This window comes from Caballeronia zhejiangensis, from assembly GCF_000698575.1.
In the GTDB taxonomy this organism is placed as follows: Bacteria; Pseudomonadota; Gammaproteobacteria; order Burkholderiales; family Burkholderiaceae; genus Caballeronia; species Caballeronia zhejiangensis.
The window spans coordinates 59,327-79,020 of the sequence record NZ_JFHD01000029.1 but is presented as its reverse complement, the minus strand read 5'-3'; the positions used below and the strand labels follow the sequence as shown (position 1 = coordinate 79,020).

The 19,694-nt window shown below is 65.2% G+C and carries 13 protein-coding genes and 1 pseudogene; 4 read left to right on the top strand and 10 right to left on the bottom strand.

Annotation, left to right across the window (positions count from 1 at the left end):
• Window positions 1-58: 58 nt before the first annotated feature.
• Together BG60_RS27260 and BG60_RS27255 are read right to left on the bottom strand one after the other, a co-directional pair.
• Window positions 59-400 carry a hypothetical protein gene (locus BG60_RS27260; RefSeq protein WP_008349728.1) on the bottom strand — a complete coding sequence of 114 codons (342 nt, stop codon included), beginning with the start codon at window positions 398-400 and terminating at the stop codon, window positions 59-61.
• A 125-nt stretch (window positions 401-525) separates the two neighbouring features.
• Window positions 526-1,197 (bottom strand): arylesterase, encoded by a 672-nt coding sequence (locus BG60_RS27255; RefSeq protein ID WP_033535922.1) that lies wholly within the window; start codon window positions 1,195-1,197, stop codon window positions 526-528.
• Here BG60_RS27255 and BG60_RS27250 point away from each other — a divergent pair.
• Entirely contained in the window at window positions 1,196-1,897 is a 702-nt protein-coding gene (locus BG60_RS27250) for an ABC transporter ATP-binding protein (RefSeq protein ID WP_033535923.1), read from the top strand. The two genes, BG60_RS27255 and BG60_RS27250, sit on opposite strands and share 2 nt — an antisense overlap.
• A gap of 50 nt (window positions 1,898-1,947) precedes the next feature.
• Here the strand turns inward: BG60_RS27250 and pgi are convergent, their stop codons facing one another.
• The 3 genes from pgi to BG60_RS27235 form a co-directional block, all read right to left on the bottom strand.
• Window positions 1,948-3,582 (bottom strand): glucose-6-phosphate isomerase, encoded by a 1,635-nt coding sequence (pgi, locus tag BG60_RS27245; protein ID WP_008349724.1) that lies wholly within the window; start codon window positions 3,580-3,582, stop codon window positions 1,948-1,950.
• Window positions 3,583-3,785: 203 nt separating this feature from the next.
• Entirely contained in the window at window positions 3,786-5,348 is a 1,563-nt protein-coding gene (locus BG60_RS27240; RefSeq protein WP_033535928.1) for an NAD(P)H-hydrate dehydratase, read from the bottom strand.
• Window positions 5,349-5,415: 67 nt separating this feature from the next.
• Window positions 5,416-6,708: an FAD-dependent oxidoreductase gene (locus BG60_RS27235; protein WP_008349720.1), complete on the bottom strand. Its 1,293-nt coding sequence runs from the start codon at window positions 6,706-6,708 to the stop codon at window positions 5,416-5,418.
• Between the two features lie 456 nt (window positions 6,709-7,164).
• Between BG60_RS27235 and purL the strand changes: the two genes are divergently transcribed.
• Window positions 7,165-11,202, top strand: coding sequence for a phosphoribosylformylglycinamidine synthase (gene purL / locus BG60_RS27230; RefSeq protein ID WP_008349718.1), 4,038 nt, complete (start codon window positions 7,165-7,167; stop codon window positions 11,200-11,202).
• A gap of 224 nt (window positions 11,203-11,426) precedes the next feature.
• Window positions 11,427-13,883, top strand: a complete 2,457-nt coding sequence (locus BG60_RS27225; protein WP_008349715.1) for a family 20 glycosylhydrolase — start codon at window positions 11,427-11,429, stop codon at window positions 13,881-13,883.
• Between the two features lie 64 nt (window positions 13,884-13,947).
• Here BG60_RS27225 and BG60_RS27220 read toward each other — a convergent pair whose 3' ends face one another.
• The 5 genes and pseudogenes from BG60_RS27220 to BG60_RS27200 form a co-directional block, all read right to left on the bottom strand.
• Window positions 13,948-14,730 (bottom strand): peptidylprolyl isomerase, encoded by a 783-nt coding sequence (locus BG60_RS27220; RefSeq protein WP_008349712.1) that lies wholly within the window; start codon window positions 14,728-14,730, stop codon window positions 13,948-13,950.
• An 81-nt stretch (window positions 14,731-14,811) separates the two neighbouring features.
• Window positions 14,812-15,126, bottom strand: a complete 315-nt coding sequence (locus BG60_RS27215) for a BolA family protein (protein ID WP_008349710.1) — start codon at window positions 15,124-15,126, stop codon at window positions 14,812-14,814.
• Entirely contained in the window at window positions 15,123-15,659 is a 537-nt protein-coding gene (locus BG60_RS27210; RefSeq protein ID WP_008349709.1) for a septation protein A, read from the bottom strand. The genes BG60_RS27215 and BG60_RS27210 overlap by 4 nt, the downstream gene beginning before the upstream one ends.
• 104 nt (window positions 15,660-15,763) lie before the next feature.
• Window positions 15,764-16,180 carry a peptide-methionine (R)-S-oxide reductase MsrB gene (gene msrB / locus BG60_RS27205; RefSeq protein ID WP_008349708.1) on the bottom strand — a complete coding sequence of 139 codons (417 nt, stop codon included), beginning with the start codon at window positions 16,178-16,180 and terminating at the stop codon, window positions 15,764-15,766.
• A 49-nt stretch (window positions 16,181-16,229) separates the two neighbouring features.
• Window positions 16,230-17,711, bottom strand: a pseudogene (locus tag BG60_RS27200) (protein adenylyltransferase SelO); the annotation flags it as partial.
• Between the two features lie 216 nt (window positions 17,712-17,927).
• On the opposite strand from BG60_RS27200, the gene BG60_RS27195 reads away from it, so the two are divergent.
• Window positions 17,928-19,586 carry a 3-(methylthio)propionyl-CoA ligase gene (locus BG60_RS27195; protein ID WP_034473391.1) on the top strand — a complete coding sequence of 553 codons (1,659 nt, stop codon included), beginning with the start codon at window positions 17,928-17,930 and terminating at the stop codon, window positions 19,584-19,586.
• Window positions 19,587-19,694: the final 108 nt, after the last annotated feature.

Below are 19,694 nucleotides of genomic sequence, written 5' to 3'. Positions count from 1 at the left end.
AGAAAGAAGCGGGGCTTTTTTGCTTTGCTACGCCGCTACGAGACGGCAAGCACGATGCTTACAGGCAAGCCTGAATATCGCCGGTTGCCTGACTGCCGGCAGCGCCCGAGGCGCGGAAACCGACCCACGTACCGGAGCCCGAGCGCGCTGGCTGCACCACCGCGGCGGCGCCATTCGGCGGCTGCTGGCCGGGCACATAGACGTCGACGCCCTGATTGTTGGCGAGCGTGTTCTGCGACACGACCTGCTGCTGTGACTTTTCGGCCCACTTTTGCGCGATGCACTGCGCGACGACATTGGGCGCCTGCTTGCTCATGCCGACTTGTTGCACGTTGGCGGGCGGCTGTGCGGCACAAGCCGAGAGCGCGACGGCCAGGCCGAGGAGAGGGATAAGTTTCACGTGACCTCCTTGTAGAGTCGCTCACGAGACGAGCGGGTTATAAGAGTTACGCGAAAGTCTCAGATATCTGAATCGTGGCCGTGTTCCGCGTTGGTTCTGCAAGAGCTGTCGCGGCCGGCGTCGTCCTAATGTGACGCACTGGCGCCCAGCAAGGGTTTCAAGGTTGGCCAGACGTTTTCCAACAGCAAAGGCTGGGCCTGCACCGTCGGATGAATCTGGTCCGCCTGGAACATGGCGGGCTTGTCAGCGATGCCGGCAAGCAGGAACGGCACGAGCGGCACGTTCTTGTCCTTCGCGATGCGCTCATAGACGGCGTGGAACTTTTGCGTATAGTCCGGGCCGTAATTGGGCGGGACGTACATGCCGATGAGTAAAACCTTCGCATGCGCCGCCTGCGAGGCATCGACGATGCTGCGCAGATTCGTCTCCGTCGTCGCGAGCGGCACGCCGCGCAGCGCATCGTTCGCGCCGAGTTCGACGATCACGACCGCGGGCTTCAGGCGAGAAAGCACCGCGGTCAATCGTGCGCGCCCGCCGCTCGTGGTGTCCCCGCTGATGCTCGAATTGGCGACGCTATAATCGAAACGCTCCTTCGCAAGCTTGTCGCGCAAGAGGTTGACCCAGCCGGTGTCGCGCGGCAGGCCGTATTCGGCCGACAGGCTGTCGCCCAGCACGACGATCGCGGGCTTCGGTTGCGCTGCGGCTTGCGCATCGGCGGCATGCGCTGTCGCCGAACATGCCGCCATCAACAGGATCGCCGGCACGAGGCCGCGCAAGTTAATTTTCAGAGTTTCCATGCAAAACAATATCGAGCCGGTCATCGAAGTTCGGGGGTTAAGCAAGCGAGTGAAGGACGCAACGGGCGAGCTCACGATTCTCGATCAGATCGATCTGTCGATCGCGAAGGGCAGCAGCGTCGCGATCGTCGGTGCATCGGGCTCGGGCAAGTCGACATTGCTCGGCCTGCTCGCCGGATTGGACAGCGCGAGCGAGGGCTCGGTTCGTCTGCTCGGCAAGGAGCTGTCGAACCTGAACGAAGACGAACGGGCCGCGCTCAGAAGCGGCGCGGTCGGCTTCGTGTTTCAGTCGTTCCAGTTGATGCCGCATCTGACCGCGCTCGAAAACGTGATGCTGCCGCTCGAACTGCGCGCCGAGATGCCTCACGGCGAGATCGCGGCGCGCGCCCGCTCGCTTCTCGATCAGGTCGGTCTCGCGCAGCGCACGGGCCACTATCCGAAGCTGCTTTCCGGCGGCGAACAGCAGCGCGTCGCGCTCGCGCGTGCCTTCGTCACGCATCCGGCCGTGCTCTTCGCCGACGAACCCACGGGTAGCCTCGATGCCGCCACGGGCTACGCGATCATCGACCTGATGTTCGAGATGAACCGCCGCAACGGCGCGACGCTCGTGCTCGTCACGCACGACGCCGAACTCGCCGAGCGCTGCGACGCGACGGTGACGATCGAAGCGGGGCGGCTCGTCAACGGCATCGGCGTATAAAAAAACCCGCGACGCCGAAGCGCCGCGGGCCACCTTCTTCAACGCGCGCTTCAGCGCTTCAAAGCCTCACGCGCACGCGCGATCAACGCGGATGTCGACGAATCGTGCTTGGCCGGATCGGCGCTCGCGGCGGTGATATCGGCCTCGACGACCTTGCCGAGAATCTTGCCGAGCTCCACGCCCCACTGATCGAACGAGTTGATGTCCCACACCGTGCCCTGCACCAGCACCTTGTGCTCGTAGAGCGCGATGAGCGCGCCGAGCGACTGGGGCGTGAGCGCGTCGAGCATGATGGTCGTCGTCGGACGGTTGCCGGGGAAGCTCAGATGCGTCGCCAGTTCCTCCTTGCCCGGACCCGCGACCTTCTTCGCTTCTTCGAGCGTGCGGCCGAGCATGAGCGCCTCGCTCTGCGCGAAGCAGTTGGCGAGCAGCTTCGCGTGATGATCGACGAGCGGATGCTCCGGCGTCAGCACGGCGATGAAGTCGATCGGAATGATCGTCGGTCCTTGATGCAGCATCTGGAAGAACGCGTGCTGGCCGTTCGTGCCAGGCTCGCCCCAGATCACGGCGGCGGTCGGGTAATCGACCATCTTGCCGTCGAGACGCGCCGACTTGCCGTTGCTCTCCATTTCGAGCTGCTGGAGATACGAAGGCAGATAGTGCAGCGCCTGCGAATACGGCGCGACGAGATCGCTCTGCGAACCGAAGAAATTGCGATACCAGATGCCGATCATGCCCATCAGCACCGGCAGGTTCTTGTCGAGCGGCGCGGTGCGGAAGTGCTCGTCCATCGCGGCCGCGCCTTGCAGCAGCGCGTCGAAATTCTGCGGACCCACCGACAGCATGATCGACAGCCCCACCGCCGACCACAGCGAGTAGCGTCCGCCGACCCAGTCCCACATCTCGAAGACGTTTTCCTTCGCGATGCCGAACTTGACCACTTCAGCCGGATTCGCCGACACGCCGACGAAATGCTTCGCGAGCTGATCTTCGGGGCAGCCGGACTTCAGGAACCAGTCGCGCATCGAATGCGCGTTCGTCATCGTTTCGAGCGTCGTGAAGGTCTTTGAGACGACGATCGCGAGCGTTTCTTCGGCGTCGACTTGCTGAAGGACGTTCCAGAGATCCGCGCCGTCGACATTCGATACGAAATGCGTGTCCAGATCCTTCGACGCCAGATGATGCAGCGCGTGCACGACCATCTTCGGCCCGAGATCCGATCCGCCGATGCCGATATTCACAACATGGCGAATGCGCTTGCCGGTATAGCCCGTCCACGAGCCGTCGCGAACCTTGTCGGCGAAGGCGGCCATCTTGGCCTTTTCCTTCTGCACCTGTTCGTGGAAGGGCGCATCCGGCGACTGCGCGCGCAGCGCGGTATGCAGCACGGCGCGATGTTCGGTGATGTTGACGATATCGCCACGGAACATCGCGTCGCGGCGTTCGGTGACTTTCGCCTGCCGCGCGACTTCGACGAGCAGCTTGAGCGTTTCGTCCTTCACGCGGTTCTTCGAAAAGTCGATGGCGAGGCCGCCGCCCGCGAAAGTGAGGCGCTCGGCGCGCGTCGGCGCGGTGTCGTTCTGCGGCGCGAACCAGTCGCGCAGGCGCTCGCCGGAGATGGCATCGTAATGCGTCTGGAGCGCCGACCAGGCAGGAAGCGAGTTGAGCATCGAGTTTTGGGTCATGAGCGGTCCGTTAGTCTGAAGGTGACAGAGGAATACGTTCGTGCGATTGCGGCTCGCCTGCCTGTGCGTCGTGTCTGGTGAACGCGACTGAAGCAGATGTGAGCGGCCGCGGTTGCCCGAATCAAAAAAGAGTATAGCGACGATGCATGAACGGATGCTTGCAAAGCGTCACGGCGGCCTTGCAATGGGACGCGCGAAAACCGTCAGTTGCGCGCGTGCTCCGCGTAAAAGCGGCGGTTGATGAGACTTCGCACGACGGGCGCGAGTTCTCCGGCAGTCAATCCGGCCGGGCCGATGCCGCCGTCGCTGAGCGTCTGCGCGGCGAGGCCGTGCAGCCAGACGCCCGCGAGCGCCGCTTCGTATGCAGGGAGCTTCTGCGCGAGCAATGCTCCGATCAATCCGCCGAGCACGTCGCCGGTGCCGCCCGTGGCGAGTCCCGCGTTGCCGGTCGGATTGACGGCGACGCGGCCATCGGGCGAGGCGATCACGGTGCCGGAGCCCTTGAGCACCGCAATGGCCGCATAGCGCGCGGCGAGCTGGCGCGCGGCCGCGATGCGATCGGCCTGAACGGCTTTCGCGTCGGTTTGCAATAGACGCGCGGCTTCCAGCGGATGCGGCGTGAGGATGCACGGATCGCCCTGCGCGCCGCGCGCCGCGACGGCGGAGGCGAGCGCGTCGTCTTTCGCGATGAGATTGAGCGCGTCGGCATCGAGCAATTTCGGGACATCGAGCTTCAGCGCGTCGGTCAGCACCGTTTTGGCGCGCTCGCTCGGGCCCATGCCGCAGCCGATGGCGAGCGCGTCCATCCTGTCGAGCGCGAGGTCATCGACGTGATGCAGCATCAGCTCGGGATGCGGCGGATCGTAAGGCGGAAAGCCTTCGCCAAGAAACGCGACGTGCACCTTGCCCGCGCCGCCGTAGAGCGCCATGCGCGCGGCGAGAACCGGCGCGCCGCACATGCCGGTATCGCCGCCGACCACCGCGAGCGAGCCGAACGTGCCTTTGTGGGTCGCGTTGTCGCGTGGCGGCATGCATGCGCCGAATAGCGCGGGCGCGTTGAGCACGATCGACGGCGCCGCGCTTGCATCGACTTCCAGCGTCGAAACGAAAAGGCGTCCCGTCAGATCGCGGCCCAGCGACGTGAAATGCCCCGGCTTCGCGCCGATGAAGGTGATCGTGTCCGTTGCGCGCACGGCTTCGCCGCCGTTCACGGGCGCGCCGGTGTCGCTGTTCAGGCCGCTCGGGACGTCGAGCGCGAGCACGCGCCCCGACGCGCGCGCGCGGCGCGTCATGCGCGCGGCGATTTCCGCGAACACGCCTTCGAGCGGCCGCGTGAGACCGATGCCGAACATGCCGTCGACGAGCCAGCCGACGCCGTCGAACGAGGCGGGCGGCTTGTCGTCGATCGAGACGCCGGCCGCGCGCGCCGCGTCGAGCGCCCAGCGCGCGTCGTCGGGCTTCACTTCGACGGGCATGCACACGCGCACCGGAATGCCCGCGCGATGCAGGCGCTCGGCCATCACGAGCGCGTCGCCGCCGTTGTTGCCGGGGCCGGCCGCGAGCCACACCGGCAACGCACGCGAATCCGGATCGTGCTCCAGCGCATCGATGACGCATTGCGCGGCGGCCGCGCCCGCGCGCGCCATCAGCGTATGCGGCGGCAGCGCGGCGGCTGCGCGCGCTTCGAGCGTGCGCAGCTCGGCGAGCGTCAGAAGCGTGAGCGGATCGTCTTTGGGAGTGAAATAGGGCGAGCGGGCAGCGGTCATGGCGGCGGGCGGGAAAGCGCTTTGGAAACCCGGCGTCCGCAGCATTCGTGCCCGTCGCAGCGCGCTGCTAGAAGCGTTCGGGGCTCAGCGCGGCAAGGGTATCGGCGGGAACATCGGGCGTAACGCCGGAAACGAGATCCGCGATCACTTTAGCAGACCCGCACGCGAGGCCCCAGCCCGCCGGGCCGTGCGCGGCGTTCACGAAAAGCCGCGGATGGCGCGTCGCGCCGACGAGCGGCAGGCCGTCGGCGGTGACGAGGCGCAGCCCTTCCCACGCGCGCGCAGCGGAGACGCGCGCCGCGCCCGGAATCCAGTCGTGCGTGCCTTGGCCGAGCAGATCGAGCGCGCGGCGCGAGAGCGAGGCGTCGAGCGGCTTGTCGGCCTTGGACGCGCTCTGGAACACGCCCGCGCCGCCCACGCGCAGCCGCTGGTTGATGCGCGTCATCGTGATGCGCTTGATCGAATCGACGACCGTCAGATGCGGCGCGCGCTCCTCGTACGCGACGGGCGCGGTGAGCGTATGCACGCGCAGCGGAAAGAGCGACGACGCCGACTTGGAGCCGCCGATGAGCCCCGGCGTGCCCGTGCCCGCCGCGACGACGATGGCGTCCGCCGTGATGAGCTCGACATCGGCGCTGCGCTTTTTGCCTTCGTGGGGACCGGCGAGCTGGACGGCCGCGCGGCCATCGTCCAGACGCAGCGACGCCACCGCGCGATGCATGCGGAACTGCACGCCGCCGTCTTCGAGCACCTGCTTCAGTTGCTTGGTGAAGAGCGGGCAGTTCGCGGTGCGCTCGTCGGGCAGCAGCACGCCGCCCGCGAATTCCGGGAAATCCGGCACGGAAGGCTCGATGGCGACGCATTCCTCGGGCGTCAGCAGTTGATGCGCAACGCCGCAACTTCTGAGCAGATCGATGGCCGGCTGCGCGTCTTCGAGCTCGCGCGGCTGCCTGAAGACGTGCAGCACGCCGCGGCGCTGCTCGAAATCGAGTTCCAGCCGGCTTTCGATGTCCGCGAGCACGCGCCGCGACACATCGACGAGCGGCTGCAGATGTGCGTACTGCGCCGCGAACGCCTCGGGATCGCGCAGCGTCGCGAGCTGCTTCAGAAAATCGCGCGCGGCCGAGTCGAAGCCGGTCTTGACCACCATGCCGCTTTGCTTCGAGCGGCTCGACGCCATGAACGTCGGCCCGAACCAGACATCGAGCGGCGAGGGCAGCAGCGCGCCGCCCTGGCCGTAGGTGGCGCCTTGCGCGACGGTCGCGTGGCGCTCGACCACGCACACGCGATGACCGGCCGCATGTAATTGACAGGCGGTGGCGATGCCGGCGATTCCTCCGCCGATGACGATGACATCCATGACTTTTTGTGCCCGAAGGCGCGAGATTGCAGTGCGGCGTGACGCTCGGGCACGGACGCCCGGCTGCTGCGTTGACGGTGAAACGACAGGCTGGCGGCGTGATTCGGCACGCGCCGTACCCGAAGAAAGCGCGCCATGATAGCGCCAAAATCGTTTGCGGGGGACGGCGAGCCGGGCGCTCATGTGGCCCGCGGCACGCTCGATCCCCGATGGCCGGCCCGGCGCGGACAATTTCGGGATGCGCGACGATCCGTTTCGCGTCGCCGCTGCACCGTGGCGCGCCACGCGGACGGACCGCCCCGGCCGATTTCGAGACGCTTCCGGGTTATAATCGCGGTCTTCCTTTCGCCTCACGCCGTTTAGCGTGCTCGAGTCCGAATTTGCGAATATCCGGTTTGCAAAAAGCGATCGAGCGTCGCGCGAGCGGCACACAGACGTCATCGACGCACCGTCACAATGGCCCACTTCTCGTGTTTCCCCGGCGCTTCGGCCCTCTCCGATTTCCGTCAGACCCGCCTTCTCGAAACGCTCGCCCGCATCGACGCGAACATCGTCGGCGTGCGCGGCCAGTTCCTGCATTTCGTCAACGCGTCCGAGCCGCTCACCGACGATGACAACAGCCGCATCGCCGCGCTGATGCACTACGGCGCGCCGTTCGCGGACTCGAAAGAGCGCGGTCATGTCGAGACGTTCATGGTCGTGCCGCGCTTCGGCACGGTCTCGCCGTGGGCGAGCAAGGCGACCGACATCGCGCATCACTGCGGCCTCGAGAAAGTGCGTCGCATCGAGCGCGGCGTCGAATTCTCGGTCGTCATGAAAAGCGGCTTCCTCGGCGGCAAGAAGGCGCTGTCGGACGAAGCGCGCGCGGCCGTCGCGGATGCGCTGCACGACCGCATGACGGAAAGCGTCGCGGCATCGCGCGACCAGGCGCTGCATCTCTTCGACGAGCTGCCCGCGAAGCCTTTGCAGACCGTCGACATCATCGGCACGGGCCGCCGTGCGCTCGAGGCCGCGAACGCCGAGCTCGGCCTCGCGCTCGCGGAAGACGAGATCGACTATCTCGTGAACGCGTTCGAGAGCCTGAAGCGCAATCCGACCGACGTCGAACTGATGATGTTCGCGCAGGCCAACAGCGAGCATTGCCGCCACAAGATCTTCAATGGCGAATGGACCATCGACGGCGAAAAGCAGGACATGTCGCTGTTCCAGATGATCCGCAACACGGAAAAGCTGAATCACGCGGGCACGATCGTCGCGTATTCGGACAATTCGGCGATCATGGAGGGCGGCGTCGCGGAACGCTGGTTCCCGCGCGGCGCCGACGAGCAGTATCGGCGCAACGTGGAATTGACCCACACGCTGATGAAGGTCGAAACGCACAATCACCCGACCGCGATTTCCCCGTTCGCGGGCGCGGCGACGGGCTCGGGCGGCGAAATCCGCGATGAAGGCGCGACGGGCCGCGGCGCGCGTCCGAAGGCCGGTCTCGCGGGCTTCACCGTGTCGAACCTCGATCTGCCCGACGCGCGCGAAAAGTGGGAAAACGACCGCGACGCCGCCGTGCCGCTCACGCAACGCAATCCGTCCGACGAGCACGCGCCGTATGGCCGCCCGGACCGCATCGCGTCGCCGCTGCAGATCATGATCGACGGCCCGATCGGCGCTGCCGCGTTCAACAACGAATTCGGCCGCCCGAACCTCGGCGGCTATTTCCGCACCTACGAGCAGAACGTCGCGGGCCGCGTGCGCGGCTATCACAAGCCGATCATGATCGCGGGCGGCATCGGCAATATTTCGGATCAGCACACGCACAAGCTCGACCTGCCGGCCGGCACGCTCTTGATCCAGATCGGCGGGCCGGGCATGCGTATCGGCATGGGCGGTGGCGCGGCATCGTCGATGGCGACGGGCGCGAACACCGCCGAACTCGATTTCGACTCGGTCCAGCGCGGCAATCCGGAAATCCAGCGGCGCGCGCAGGAAGTCATCAATACGTGCTGGCAGTTGGGCGAGGGCAATCCGATCCTGTCGATCCACGACGTCGGCGCGGGCGGCATCTCGAACGCGTTCCCGGAACTCGTCGATGGCGCGGGCAAGGGCGCGCGCTTCGAGTTGCGCAAGGTTCAGCTCGAGGAAAGCGGTCTGTCGCCGCGCGAAATCTGGTCGAACGAGGCGCAAGAGCGTTACGTGCTGGCGATTTCGCCCGCCGATCTGCCCGCGTTCCAGGCGATTTGCGAGCGCGAACGCTGCCCGGTGGCGGTCGTCGGCGTGGCGACGGACGAACGTCAGCTGAAGCTGATCGACGACGCCAACGAAGGCCAGGAACCCGTCGACATGCCGATGGACGTGCTGCTCGGCAAGCCGCCCAAGATGCATCGCGATGTGAAGCGTGAGAATGCGCAATTCACGCCCGTCGACGTGACGGGTCTGTCGCTGTCCGAAGTCGCTGTCGACGTGCTCAAGCATCCGACGGTCGCGAGCAAGTCGTTCCTCATCACGATCGGCGACCGTTCGGTCGGCGGCACGACCGCGCGCGACCAGTTCGTCGGTCCGTGGCAGGTGCCCGTCGCCGATTGCGCGATCACGACGATGGATTACGCGGGCTTTCGCGGCGAAGCGATGACGATGGCCGAGCGCACGCCGCTCGCCGTCATCGACGCGCCCGCGTCCGGCCGCATGGCAGTGGGCGAGGCGGTGACGAACATCGCGTCCGCGCCGATCGAATCGCTCAACAAGCTGAAGCTCTCCGCGAACTGGATGGCCGCGTGCGGCAGCGCCGGCGAAGACGCCGCGCTCTACGACACCGTTAAGGCGATCGGCATGGAACTGTGCCCGGCGCTCGGCATCAGCATTCCCGTCGGCAAGGATTCGCTGTCGATGCGCACCAAGTGGCAGGACGCACGCGGCGGCGCGCGCGAAGTGGTGTCGCCGGTGTCGCTCATCATCTCGGCGTTCGCCCCGGTCGAGGACGTGCGCCGGCATCTCACGCCGCAACTCGTCGACGATACCGACACGGTGCTGATCTCGATCGATCTCGGGCGTGGCCGCAACCGCATGGGCGGCAGCATTCTCGCGCAGGTCACGCAGCAGGTCGGCGACGCAGTGCCCGATGTCGACGATCCCGAAGACCTCAAGCGCTTCTTCGCGGCGATCCAGGCTTTGAATGCCGATGGCAAGCTGCTTGCCTATCACGACCGCTCGGACGGCGGCCTGTGGGCGACGGTCTGCGAAATGGCGTTCGCGGGGCATGTGGGCGTGTCGCTGAACATCGACATGCTGACGCTCGACGCCGATCACGAATCCGATTACGGCGACGCCAAAGACTGGGCCAAGCAGACGAGCGGCCGCCGCGACGACCGCACGATCCGCGCGCTGTTCTCGGAAGAGCTCGGCGCGGTCGTGCAGGTGCGCGCATCGGATCGCGACGCGGTGCTCGGCGCGCTGCGCGAACACGGTTTGTCGGCGTGCTCGCATGTGATCGGCAAGCCGAACCGGAGCGGCGCGGTCGAAATCTATCGCGACGCGAAGAAGATTTTCGATGCGCCGCGCGTCGAGTTGCATCGCGCGTGGAGCGAAGTGAGCTGGCGCATCGCGCGTCTGCGCGACAACCCGGCCTGCGCCGACGCCGAATACGACGCGCTGCTCGACGCCGCCGATCCTGGCATCGCGCCGGTGCTCACCTTCGATCCGGCGGAAGACGTCGCTGCGCCGTTCATCGCGACGGGCAAGCGTCCGCGTGTCGCGATCCTGCGTGAACAGGGCGTGAACTCGCATCTGGAAACGGCATACGCGTTCGATCGCGCCGGCTTCGATGCACACGACGTCCACATGAGCGACCTGCTCGAAGGGCGCGCCACGCTCGCCGATTTCGCGGGCGCGGTCGCGTGCGGCGGCTTCTCGTACGGCGACGTGCTCGGCGCGGGCGAGGGCTGGGCGAAGACGATCCGCTTCAACGCGAAGCTCGCCGACATGTTCGCGGCGTTCTTCGCGCGTCCGGATACCTTCGCGCTCGGCATCTGCAACGGCTGCCAGATGATGTCGAGCCTCGCGTCGATCATCCCGGGCGCGGAAAGCTGGCCGAAGTTCACGCGCAACAAGTCGGAGCAGTTCGAGGCGCGTTTCTCGCTCGTCGAAGTGCAGAATTCGCCGTCGATCTTCTTCGCGGGCATGGAAGGCTCGCGCATTCCGGTGGCGGTCGCGCACGGCGAAGGTTTCGCTGACTTTTCGCAGCAAGGCGATCCGGCGCAGGCGCTCGTCGCGATGCGATACGTCGATCATCGCGGCAATGCGACGGAGCAGTATCCGTTCAATCCGAACGGATCGCCGCAGGGCATTACGTCCGTGACGACGCCCGATGGCCGCTTCACCGTGCTGATGCCGCACATGGAACGCGTGCATCGCAACGTGCAGATGAGCTGGACGCCCGACGACTGGACCACCGACGGCAGCCCGTGGCTGCGCGTGTTCCAGAACGCGCGACGCTTCCTCGGCTAATCGCGCATCGTCGCATGGCTGGACCGAACACCCCGAAGCTGACGCTTCGGGGTGTTTTTATTTTTGAGCCCGTTCCATAACACTGCTTTCCGGCAAATATCCCAAAATAATCAACGCGTAAGTTGCGGGTATAGTGCTTCGGCGCGTCGCGAGGCGCGTTCGACCACGGAGGAGAAATGAGGCAGTTGCCATCAAAATATTTAGGTATACGGAATTTATTGGCGATGACGGTCATCGCGTCGTCGTGTCTCGTCGCGGCGTGCGGCGACAGCTCGGATTCGGGTTCGGCCAATCTCTCGCCGACGGCGCGCGCGGCGGCGCTCGGCGAGAACCTGATGGTGCGCGTGGACATCGACGGCAACGATGCCGCGAAGTCCGGCACGAACTGCGCCGATCTCGGCGCCGACTGGGCCAGTTGCGCGCGCGGCAAGCTGATTCTCGAAAACACCGGCAGCCGCAGTCTCCCGGCAGGCGGCTGGACGCTGTACGTGCACAGCATCCGGCGCATTTTGATGGTGGAACATCCGGCGTTCGCGTGGAAGCACGTCACCGGCGATCTCTACGCGCTGACGCCGCGCGCGGGCGCTTTCACGCTCGGCGCGGGCGAGCGCATCGAAGTGCCGTTCGTCGGGGAGTACTGGTATCAGCGCTACAGCGATCTGTTGCCGCGCGCGTATGTCGTGGCGGACGGCAATGCGGCGCCTGCCATCCTCAAGCACAACGATACCGACGATGAAACCCGCTACGTCGATCGCATTCCGCCGATCGCGGACGACGCAGCGGCATTCGCCGCAACGCCCGCGCAAGTGCAACGCGCACGCGCCGAAGCCGCGTTGCCATCGGCGCAGCAGACCGCCGCGCGCGCGGTGCCGGCGGTGCTGCGTTCGACGGCGGGTGAGGGCGCGACGCAGGTCGGCGGAATCGATTTGTCGGCGTCCGGTTTGACATCGTCGCAAGTGGCGGCGCTCACGTCGCGCGCGGCGACGCTCGGTCTGACCGGCGCGGCCGTGCGCGTGAGCGGGCAGATCGCCGGAGGCGCATTGCCGGCCGATATCGCGCGCGCGGGCGGTTATCGGCTGACGATCGCGCAAGACGGCGTGAAGATCGACGCCTTCGATGCGGGCGGGCTGTTCTACGGCGTGCAGACCTTGCTCTCGCTTACGCCCGCGGGCGGCGGCAGCGTGCCGGCGATGACCATCGAAGACGCGCCGCGATACACGCATCGCGGCATGCACGTCGACGTCGCGCGCAACTTCCGTCAGCCCGCCACGTTGCGCCGTCTGATCGACCAGATGAGCGCATACAAGCTCAACCGGCTACACCTGCATCTCACCGACGATGAAGGCTGGCGCATCGAAATCCCCGGTCTGCCGGAGCTGACCGAAATCGGTGCGAAGCGTTGCCACGATCTCACGGAAACGCAGTGCCTGTTGCCGCAGCTCGGCTCCGGTCCCGACAATCGCTCGGGCGGCGGCTATCTGAGCCGCGCCGAATATGTCGCGCTGCTTCGTTATGCGGCGGATCGCTTCGTCGAGATCATTCCGGAAATCGACATGCCGGGCCACGCGCGCGCCGCGGTCGTGTCGATGGAAGCACGTTACCAGCGTCTTGCGGCGCTCGGCAACAAGGCGGCCGCGAACGCGTACCGTCTGCTCGATCCGGCCGATACATCGAACACGACGACCGTCCAGTTCTACGACCGCCGCAGCTTCCTGAATCCGTGCTCGGACGGTGCGCAGCGTTTCGCATCGAAGGTGATCGGCGAAGTCGCGTCGATGCATCGCGAAGCGGGCGCACCGCTTTCCGTGTGGCACTTCGGCGGCGACGAGGCGAAGAACATCCTTCTCGGCAGCGGTTTCCAGCCGCTCGACGGCACCGATCCCGGCAAGGGCCGCGTGAACCTCGCGTTGCAGGACAAGCCGTGGGGACGCTCGCCGCAGTGCGCGGCGATGATCGCGTCGGGCAAGGTTGCATCCGTCGACGAACTGCCGTCGATCTTCGCGCGCCAGGTCAGCCAGATCGTGCGCGCGAACGGCATCGGCACGATGGCCGCGTGGCAGGACGGCATCAAGCACGCGAACGGTCCGCAGGATTTCGCGACGTCGAACGTGATGGTGACGATGTGGGACACCATCTTCTGGGGCGCGTCCGACACCGTGCAGACGCTCGGCAGTCAGGGCTACAAGACGGTGCTCGCGCTGCCGGATTATCTGTACTTCGACTTCCCCTATGCCTTCGATCAGCGCGAGCGCGGGTATTACTGGGGCTCGCACGCGACGGACAGCTTCAAGACGTTCTCGCTCGCGCCTGACAATCTGCCGCAGAACGCGGAGATCATGCCCGATCGCGACGGCAAACCGTTCGAAGTGACGAGCGCTGGACCGGCGCCGCGTATCGAAGGCATTCAGGGACAAGCCTGGGCGGAAGTGATGCGTACGGATCAGCAGTTCGAGTACATGGCGTATCCGCGCTTGCTTGCGCTTGCGGAACGCGCGTGGCATCGGGCCGCGTGGGAACGTCCTTACGTGCAGGGCGAGCGCTACAAGCTCGGCGACACCGACAAGGTCGACAAGGCCGCGCTCGCAGCGGACTGGGCGGGCTTCATGAGCGTGGTGCAGAACCGCGAAATGCCGAAGCTGACGCGCTCGGGCGCGGTGGTCAGGACGAAGCTGGGCGGTTGACGGCGCATGAAACGGCAAAGCCGCCCGAAGGGCGGCTTTGTTACCAACGAACAAGCAAGCGCGCTTACTTCACCACCGCCTTGTTCCGCAAGCCTTCCTCGAACGCCTGCAGCTTTTCCTGCTGCATTTGCTGCGCGATCTGCGCCTTCACCTGATCGAACGGCGGCGGGGCGACATCACGCGCATCGTCCAGACGGATGATGTGCCAGCCGAACTGCGTCTTCACCGGCTCGGACGTCATTTCGCCCTTCTTCAGCTTCTCCGCGGCCGCGCCGAATTCAGGCACGTAAGCCGAAGGCGAGGACCAGTCCAGATCGCCGCCGTTCTTGCCCGATCCCGGGTCCTTCGAATATTGCTTCGCGAGATCTTCGAAGCTCGCACCGGCCTTGATCTTCGCGATCAGATCCTTCGCCTGCGCTTCGTCCTCGACGAGAATGTGATGCAGATGCAGTTCCTTGCCGCCGCCGTTTTGCTTGACGAGCTCGTCATAGCGCGCCTTGATCTCGGCGTCGGTCGGCGTGTTCTTCTTAACGAAATCTTCGATCAGCGCGCGCAACACCACGGTCTGCTGTGCGACGGCGACCTGCGCCTTCACGTCGGGACGCGTCGCGATGCCTTCGCGCGCGGCTTCCTGCATCAGGATTTCGCGGTTGATGAGTTCCTCGCGCACCGCCTGCTGAAGCTGCGGCGAATCCTGCTGACCTTGCGCCACGAGTTGCTTCACGAGCGCATTGGCGCGCGACGTGGGAATCGGCGTGCCGTTGACGACGGCGATGTTTTGCGCAAACGCAGGAGCAGCCGCGAATGCAGCCAGCAACACCCAGACGCGGGTTTTTTTCAAAGTCATCGGAGGTTCCTAACTGAACAAACAGACGCCTTCAAAGGCGAGATTTAAGAGGCAAGGCTTAGGGTCGAACCGCGCGCGGGTTTATTCGAATTGTTCTGCGAACTCTTGCGGCGTGTAGGCCCGGATCGCGAGCGCGTGCACGCCGCGCCGCATCTCCTCGGCCAGCGCATCATACACCAGTCGATGTCGCGCCACGCGTGCCTTGCCCGCGAAGCATTCCGCGACGATCGTCACCGTGTAATGGCTGCCGGCGGCCGCGCCCGCATGGCCCGCGTGCGCGGCGCTGTCGTCGTCGATATGCACCGACTGAGGCTGCAGCGTGGCATTCAAACGCGCTTCGAGATGCGCGATCTTGTCCGCCGCCGATGCGCTCGTGAAATCGAACGATGCGCTCATTGCCCGTCCTCCTTCATGTATTTCGCAAGCCAGAAGCTTTGCGCGACGATGAACAGGACGAGACAGCCCGTCGCGCCGAAGAGCTTGAAGTTCACCCACTGATCCGTCGTGAAGTTATACGCGACGAAAAGATTGACGATGCCGAGCAGCGCGAAAAACACCGCCCAGGCGACATTCAACTGGCCCCATACGCGATGCGGCAGCACGATCTGCTTGCCCATCATCGCTTCGATGAGATTCTTTCTGAAGCCGATCTGCGCGACGATCAGCGCGAACGCGAAGAGCCAGTAGAGCGCCGTCGGCTTCCATTTGATGAAGGTATCGTTGTGCAGCACGAGCGTCGCGCCGCCGAACACGACGACCACGCCGAGACTGACCCACAGCATCGGATCGACCTTGCGATGCCGAAACGCGACCCAGGCGATCTGCACGAGCGTCGCCGCGATCGCGACCGCCGTCGCGGTATAGATGCCCCAGACCTTGAATGCGACGAAAAAGAGAATGATCGGAAACAGATCGAACAGAAATTTCATTGGCGTGCGGACGTGATGGGCATCGGATGGATGCGAGGCGCGCGAGAAAAAAGCGCCCGCGAGAAGCGGCGGGCGCCGGTACGACGAAATGGACGGGCTCGCGCTTACTTGGGTTCGAATTGTAGCGCAGCCGAGTTGATGCAATACCGCAGGCCGGTCGGCGCGGGGCCGTCCTCGAAGACGTGGCCGAGATGCGCGCCGCAGTTCTTGCACACGACTTCGATGCGAAGCATGCCGTGTGAGCGGTCGGTCTTCTCCTGGATCACTTCGCCGTTGATCGGCTTGAAGTAGCTCGGCCACCCGCAGCCGGCGTCGAACTTCGTGTCCGATTCGAACAGGGGCGTGCCGCAGCACACGCAGTCATAGACGCCGCGCTCCTTGTGATCCCAGTATTTGCCCGTGAAGGGGCGCTCGGTCGCGGCGTGGCGCGTGACCTGGTACTGCATGTCGTCGAGTTCGCGGCGATACTCGGCGTCGTCCTTTTGCAGCGGATAGCTCGTCGGGGTGGCGTCGTGGCTCATCTGTCGTTCCTTTGATCTGGCCGGGAAGGCCTGGTATATGAGGGCGATCCTACGAAGAACAACTGACTTCGAGATCGCTCGCCCAGTCGGGCGGCAGGCCCGCGTAGGCTTCGTATTCGGGCTGTTCGTCGTATGGATGGCGCAGCACGTCCAGAAGACGCGCCACTTCCGAAAAATCCTTTTCCGCCGCGCGCCGAATGGCGTTTTCCGCCAGATGATTGCGCAGCACGTACTTCGGATTCACGCGATTCATCGCCGCGGCGCGCTCGGCGTCGTCGCGCGGCTCGTGGGCGAGGCGCTCGCGATACTGCGCGGCCCACGCATCGAATGCGGCGCGATCGAGGAACAGATCGCGCACGGGCGCGTCGCGGCTCGCGTCGGATTTCGAGAGCTTCGACAGGTTCCGGAACGTCAGCGTGAAGTCCGCGCGATTCGCATGCATGATTTCGAAGAGACCGTTGGCGAGCTTGTCGTCGCCTTCGCGCTCGATATCGAGGCCGAGCTTCGCGCGCATCTTCGCGACGAGCGCGGGCCCGAAGCGATCCTTGTAGCGTTCCATCACCTTTTGCGCCTCTTCGACCACGCGCTCGGCGCGGCCTTCCTCGGGCAGATTCGCGCCGAAGAGCGGCACGAGCGCCTGCGCGAGACAGAAGAGATTCCAGTACGCGACCTGCGGCTGGCGCCCATACGAATAGCGTCCTTGCGTATCCGAATGATTGCAGACGTGATGCGCGTTGAAGGCATCCATGAAGCCGAACGGACCGTAATCGATCGTGAGGCCGAGGATCGACATGTTGTCGGTATTCATCACGCCGTGGCAGAAGCCGACGCCTTGCCACTCCGCCATCAGATCGGCGGTGGAGCGCACGGCTTCGTCGAGCAGCGCGAGATACGGATCGTCGGCATCCCTGCAATGCGGATAGAACCGGTCGATGACGTGATCGGCGAGCGTCTTCAGCTCGTCGATGCGATCGTTCGAATAGAAATGCTCGAAGTGGCCGAAGCGCACGAAGCTCGGCGACACGCGCGTGACGATCGCCGCCGTTTCGACGATCTCGCGCCGCACCGGCAAGTCCGAGCCGATGACGGTGAGCGCGCGCGTCGTCGGGATGCCGAGATGATGCATTGCTTCCGAGCACAGAAACTCGCGGATCGACGACCGCAGCACCGCACGGCCATCGCCCATGCGCGAATAGGGCGTGCGGCCCGCGCCCTTCAGTTGCACTTCGAGACGCGCGCCGTCGTGCTCCGCTTCGCCTAGCGTGAGCGCGCGGCCATCGCCCAGTTGTCCCGCCCACACGCCGAACTGATGCCCCGAATAGACGGCGGCATAGGGCAGGGCATCGGCGGGCCAGTCGCGCGTCGGATTGCCGGCGAAGAAGGCGGCGAACGCGTCTTTCTCAGGGCCGGTGGCGACTTGCGGATCGAATCCGAGCGTTTCGGCCATCTCGCGCGACATCCCGACGAGATACGGATCGGGAACGGGCGCGGCAGGAAGACGGGTGAGAAAAGCGGTGCCGAGCGCGGCGAAGGAGCCCGGCTCGCCGACCCGGATCGCGCTGGCGATTTCGTTCACGGAACGCGCGTCGGCGGGCGTCTCGTCGCGCGCCGCGCGCACGGCATTGCTTGGGGAAAACGACATGTTGAGCGCCTCTGAGTTAAACGATATTGTAATTCCGCGCCCGCGGGCCTGCAGAGCGCGGCCCGGCCATCCGATCAGCATTCGCCAGATTCGAGGACTTCGCCTATGACGTCGCCGCTCTACGGGCAGATGATGGACATACCGCTGCTCGCGTCGTCCCTGCTGTCTCATGCCTCACGCCACTTCGGCGACAACGAGATCGTGTCGCGGCGCATCGAAGGCGATATCCACCGCTACACCTACCGCGATTGCGAGAAGCGCGCGAAACAACTGGCGCAGGCGCTGACCGCGCTCGGCGTCGAGCAGGGCGAGCGCATCGGCACGCTCGCGTGGAACGGCTACAGACATCTCGAATGCTATTACGGCATCAGCGGCATGGGCGCCGTGTGCCACACGATCAACCCGCGTCTCTTTCCCGATCAGATCGCGTTCATCATCGATCATGCGGACGATTCGTATGTCTGCTTCGACATGACTTTCGGTCCGCTCGTCGAACTGATCGCGCCGCAGTGCCCGAACGTGAAGGGCTGGATCGCGCTCGGCGATGCCGCGTGCATCGCCGAACATCTGTCGAACATGAGCGTGCCGGTGATGAGCTACGAAAGCCTCATCGGCGAGCACGACGGCGACTACGCATGGCCGATGCTCGATGAGCGTCAGGCATCGTTTCTCTGCTACACGTCGGGCACGACGGGCAATCCGAAAGGCGCGCTGTATTCGCATCGCTCGACGGTGCTGCACGCGTACGGCGCGGCGTTGCCCGACGCGATGGGCGCATCGTCGAGCGATGCGATCCTTCCCGTCGTGCCGATGTTCCACGTCAACGCATGGGGCATTCCGCACGCGGGGCCGCTCGTCGGCGCGAAGCTCGTCTTTCCCGGCAAGGATCTGGACGGCAAGTCGCTCTACGAATTGATGGAAGCCGAAGGCGTCACGTATTCCGCCGGCGTGCCGACGGTGTGGATGAGCCTGCTCACCTACATAAAGCAGCAGAACGTGCGTTTCTCGACGTTGAAGCGCACGGTAATCGGCGGCTCGGCGTGTCCGCCCGCGATGCTGCGCATCTTCGAGGAAGAGTACGGCGTGCAAGTGATCCACGCGTGGGGCATGACGGAGATGTCGCCGCTCGGCACCTTGTCGCGCCTCAGTTTCAGGCAGAAGCAGCGTCCGCTCGACGAGCAGCGCCGCTCGCTGGAAAAGCAGGGCCACGCGCTCTTTGGCGTGGACATGAAAGTCGTCGGCGACGACGGCACCGAACTGCCGTGGGACGGCAAATCGTTCGGCGATCTCCATGTGCGCGGGCCGTGGGTCATCGATCGGTATTTTCGCCGGGACGATTCTCCGCTCGTCGACGGCTGGTTCCCGACCGGCGATGTCGCGACCATCGATGAAGACGGGTTCATGCAGATCACCGATCGCAGCAAGGACGTGATCAAGTCCGGCGGCGAATGGATCAGCTCCATCGATCTGGAGAACATCGCGGTGTCGCATCCGCAGGTGGCGGAAGCGGCGTGCATCGCGTGCTCGCATCCGAAGTGGACCGAGCGGCCGCTGATCGTCGCGGTGCTGAAGCCGGGCGCGACCGTCACGTGCGAGGAACTGCTCGCGCATTTCGAGGGCAAGGTCGCGAAGTGGTGGATTCCGGACGATGTCGTGTTCGCCGAGGAACTGCCGCACACCGCGACGGGCAAGCTGCAGAAAGTGCGCCTGCGCGAGCAGTTTCGCGATTACGTGTTGCCCAACGCCGCGGAGAATCCGGTCTAGCTTTTTCTTGCGTCATCGAAAGCCCCGGCTCGCGGTGCGCGCGCCGGGGCTTCGTGCATTTCTGGCGATCGATTGGCGCGAAACGCGTCGTTTGAACGATCGTGCTTT

What these genes read in the sequence shown, in the direction of transcription:
- BG60_RS27250 (WP_033535923.1), top strand. Translation starts at nt 1,196, where the DNA reads ATGCAAAACAATATCGAGCCGGTCATCGAAGTTCGGGGGTTAAGCAAG.
- BG60_RS27255 (WP_033535922.1), bottom strand. Translation starts at nt 1,197, where the DNA reads ATGGAAACTCTGAAAATTAACTTGCGCGGCCTCGTGCCGGCGATCCTG.
- pgi (WP_008349724.1), bottom strand. Translation starts at nt 3,582, where the DNA reads ATGACCCAAAACTCGATGCTCAACTCGCTTCCTGCCTGGTCGGCGCTC.
- BG60_RS27240 (WP_033535928.1), bottom strand. Translation starts at nt 5,348, where the DNA reads ATGACCGCTGCCCGCTCGCCCTATTTCACTCCCAAAGACGATCCGCTC.
- BG60_RS27235 (WP_008349720.1), bottom strand. Translation starts at nt 6,708, where the DNA reads ATGGATGTCATCGTCATCGGCGGAGGAATCGCCGGCATCGCCACCGCC.
- purL (WP_008349718.1), top strand. Translation starts at nt 7,165, where the DNA reads ATGGCCCACTTCTCGTGTTTCCCCGGCGCTTCGGCCCTCTCCGATTTC.
- BG60_RS27225 (WP_008349715.1), top strand. Translation starts at nt 11,427, where the DNA reads ATGACGGTCATCGCGTCGTCGTGTCTCGTCGCGGCGTGCGGCGACAGC.
- BG60_RS27220 (WP_008349712.1), bottom strand. Translation starts at nt 14,730, where the DNA reads ATGACTTTGAAAAAAACCCGCGTCTGGGTGTTGCTGGCTGCATTCGCG.
- BG60_RS27215 (WP_008349710.1), bottom strand. Translation starts at nt 15,126, where the DNA reads ATGAGCGCATCGTTCGATTTCACGAGCGCATCGGCGGCGGACAAGATC.
- BG60_RS27210 (WP_008349709.1), bottom strand. Translation starts at nt 15,659, where the DNA reads ATGAAATTTCTGTTCGATCTGTTTCCGATCATTCTCTTTTTCGTCGCA.
- msrB (WP_008349708.1), bottom strand. Translation starts at nt 16,180, where the DNA reads ATGAGCCACGACGCCACCCCGACGAGCTATCCGCTGCAAAAGGACGAC.
- BG60_RS27195 (WP_034473391.1), top strand. Translation starts at nt 17,928, where the DNA reads ATGACGTCGCCGCTCTACGGGCAGATGATGGACATACCGCTGCTCGCG.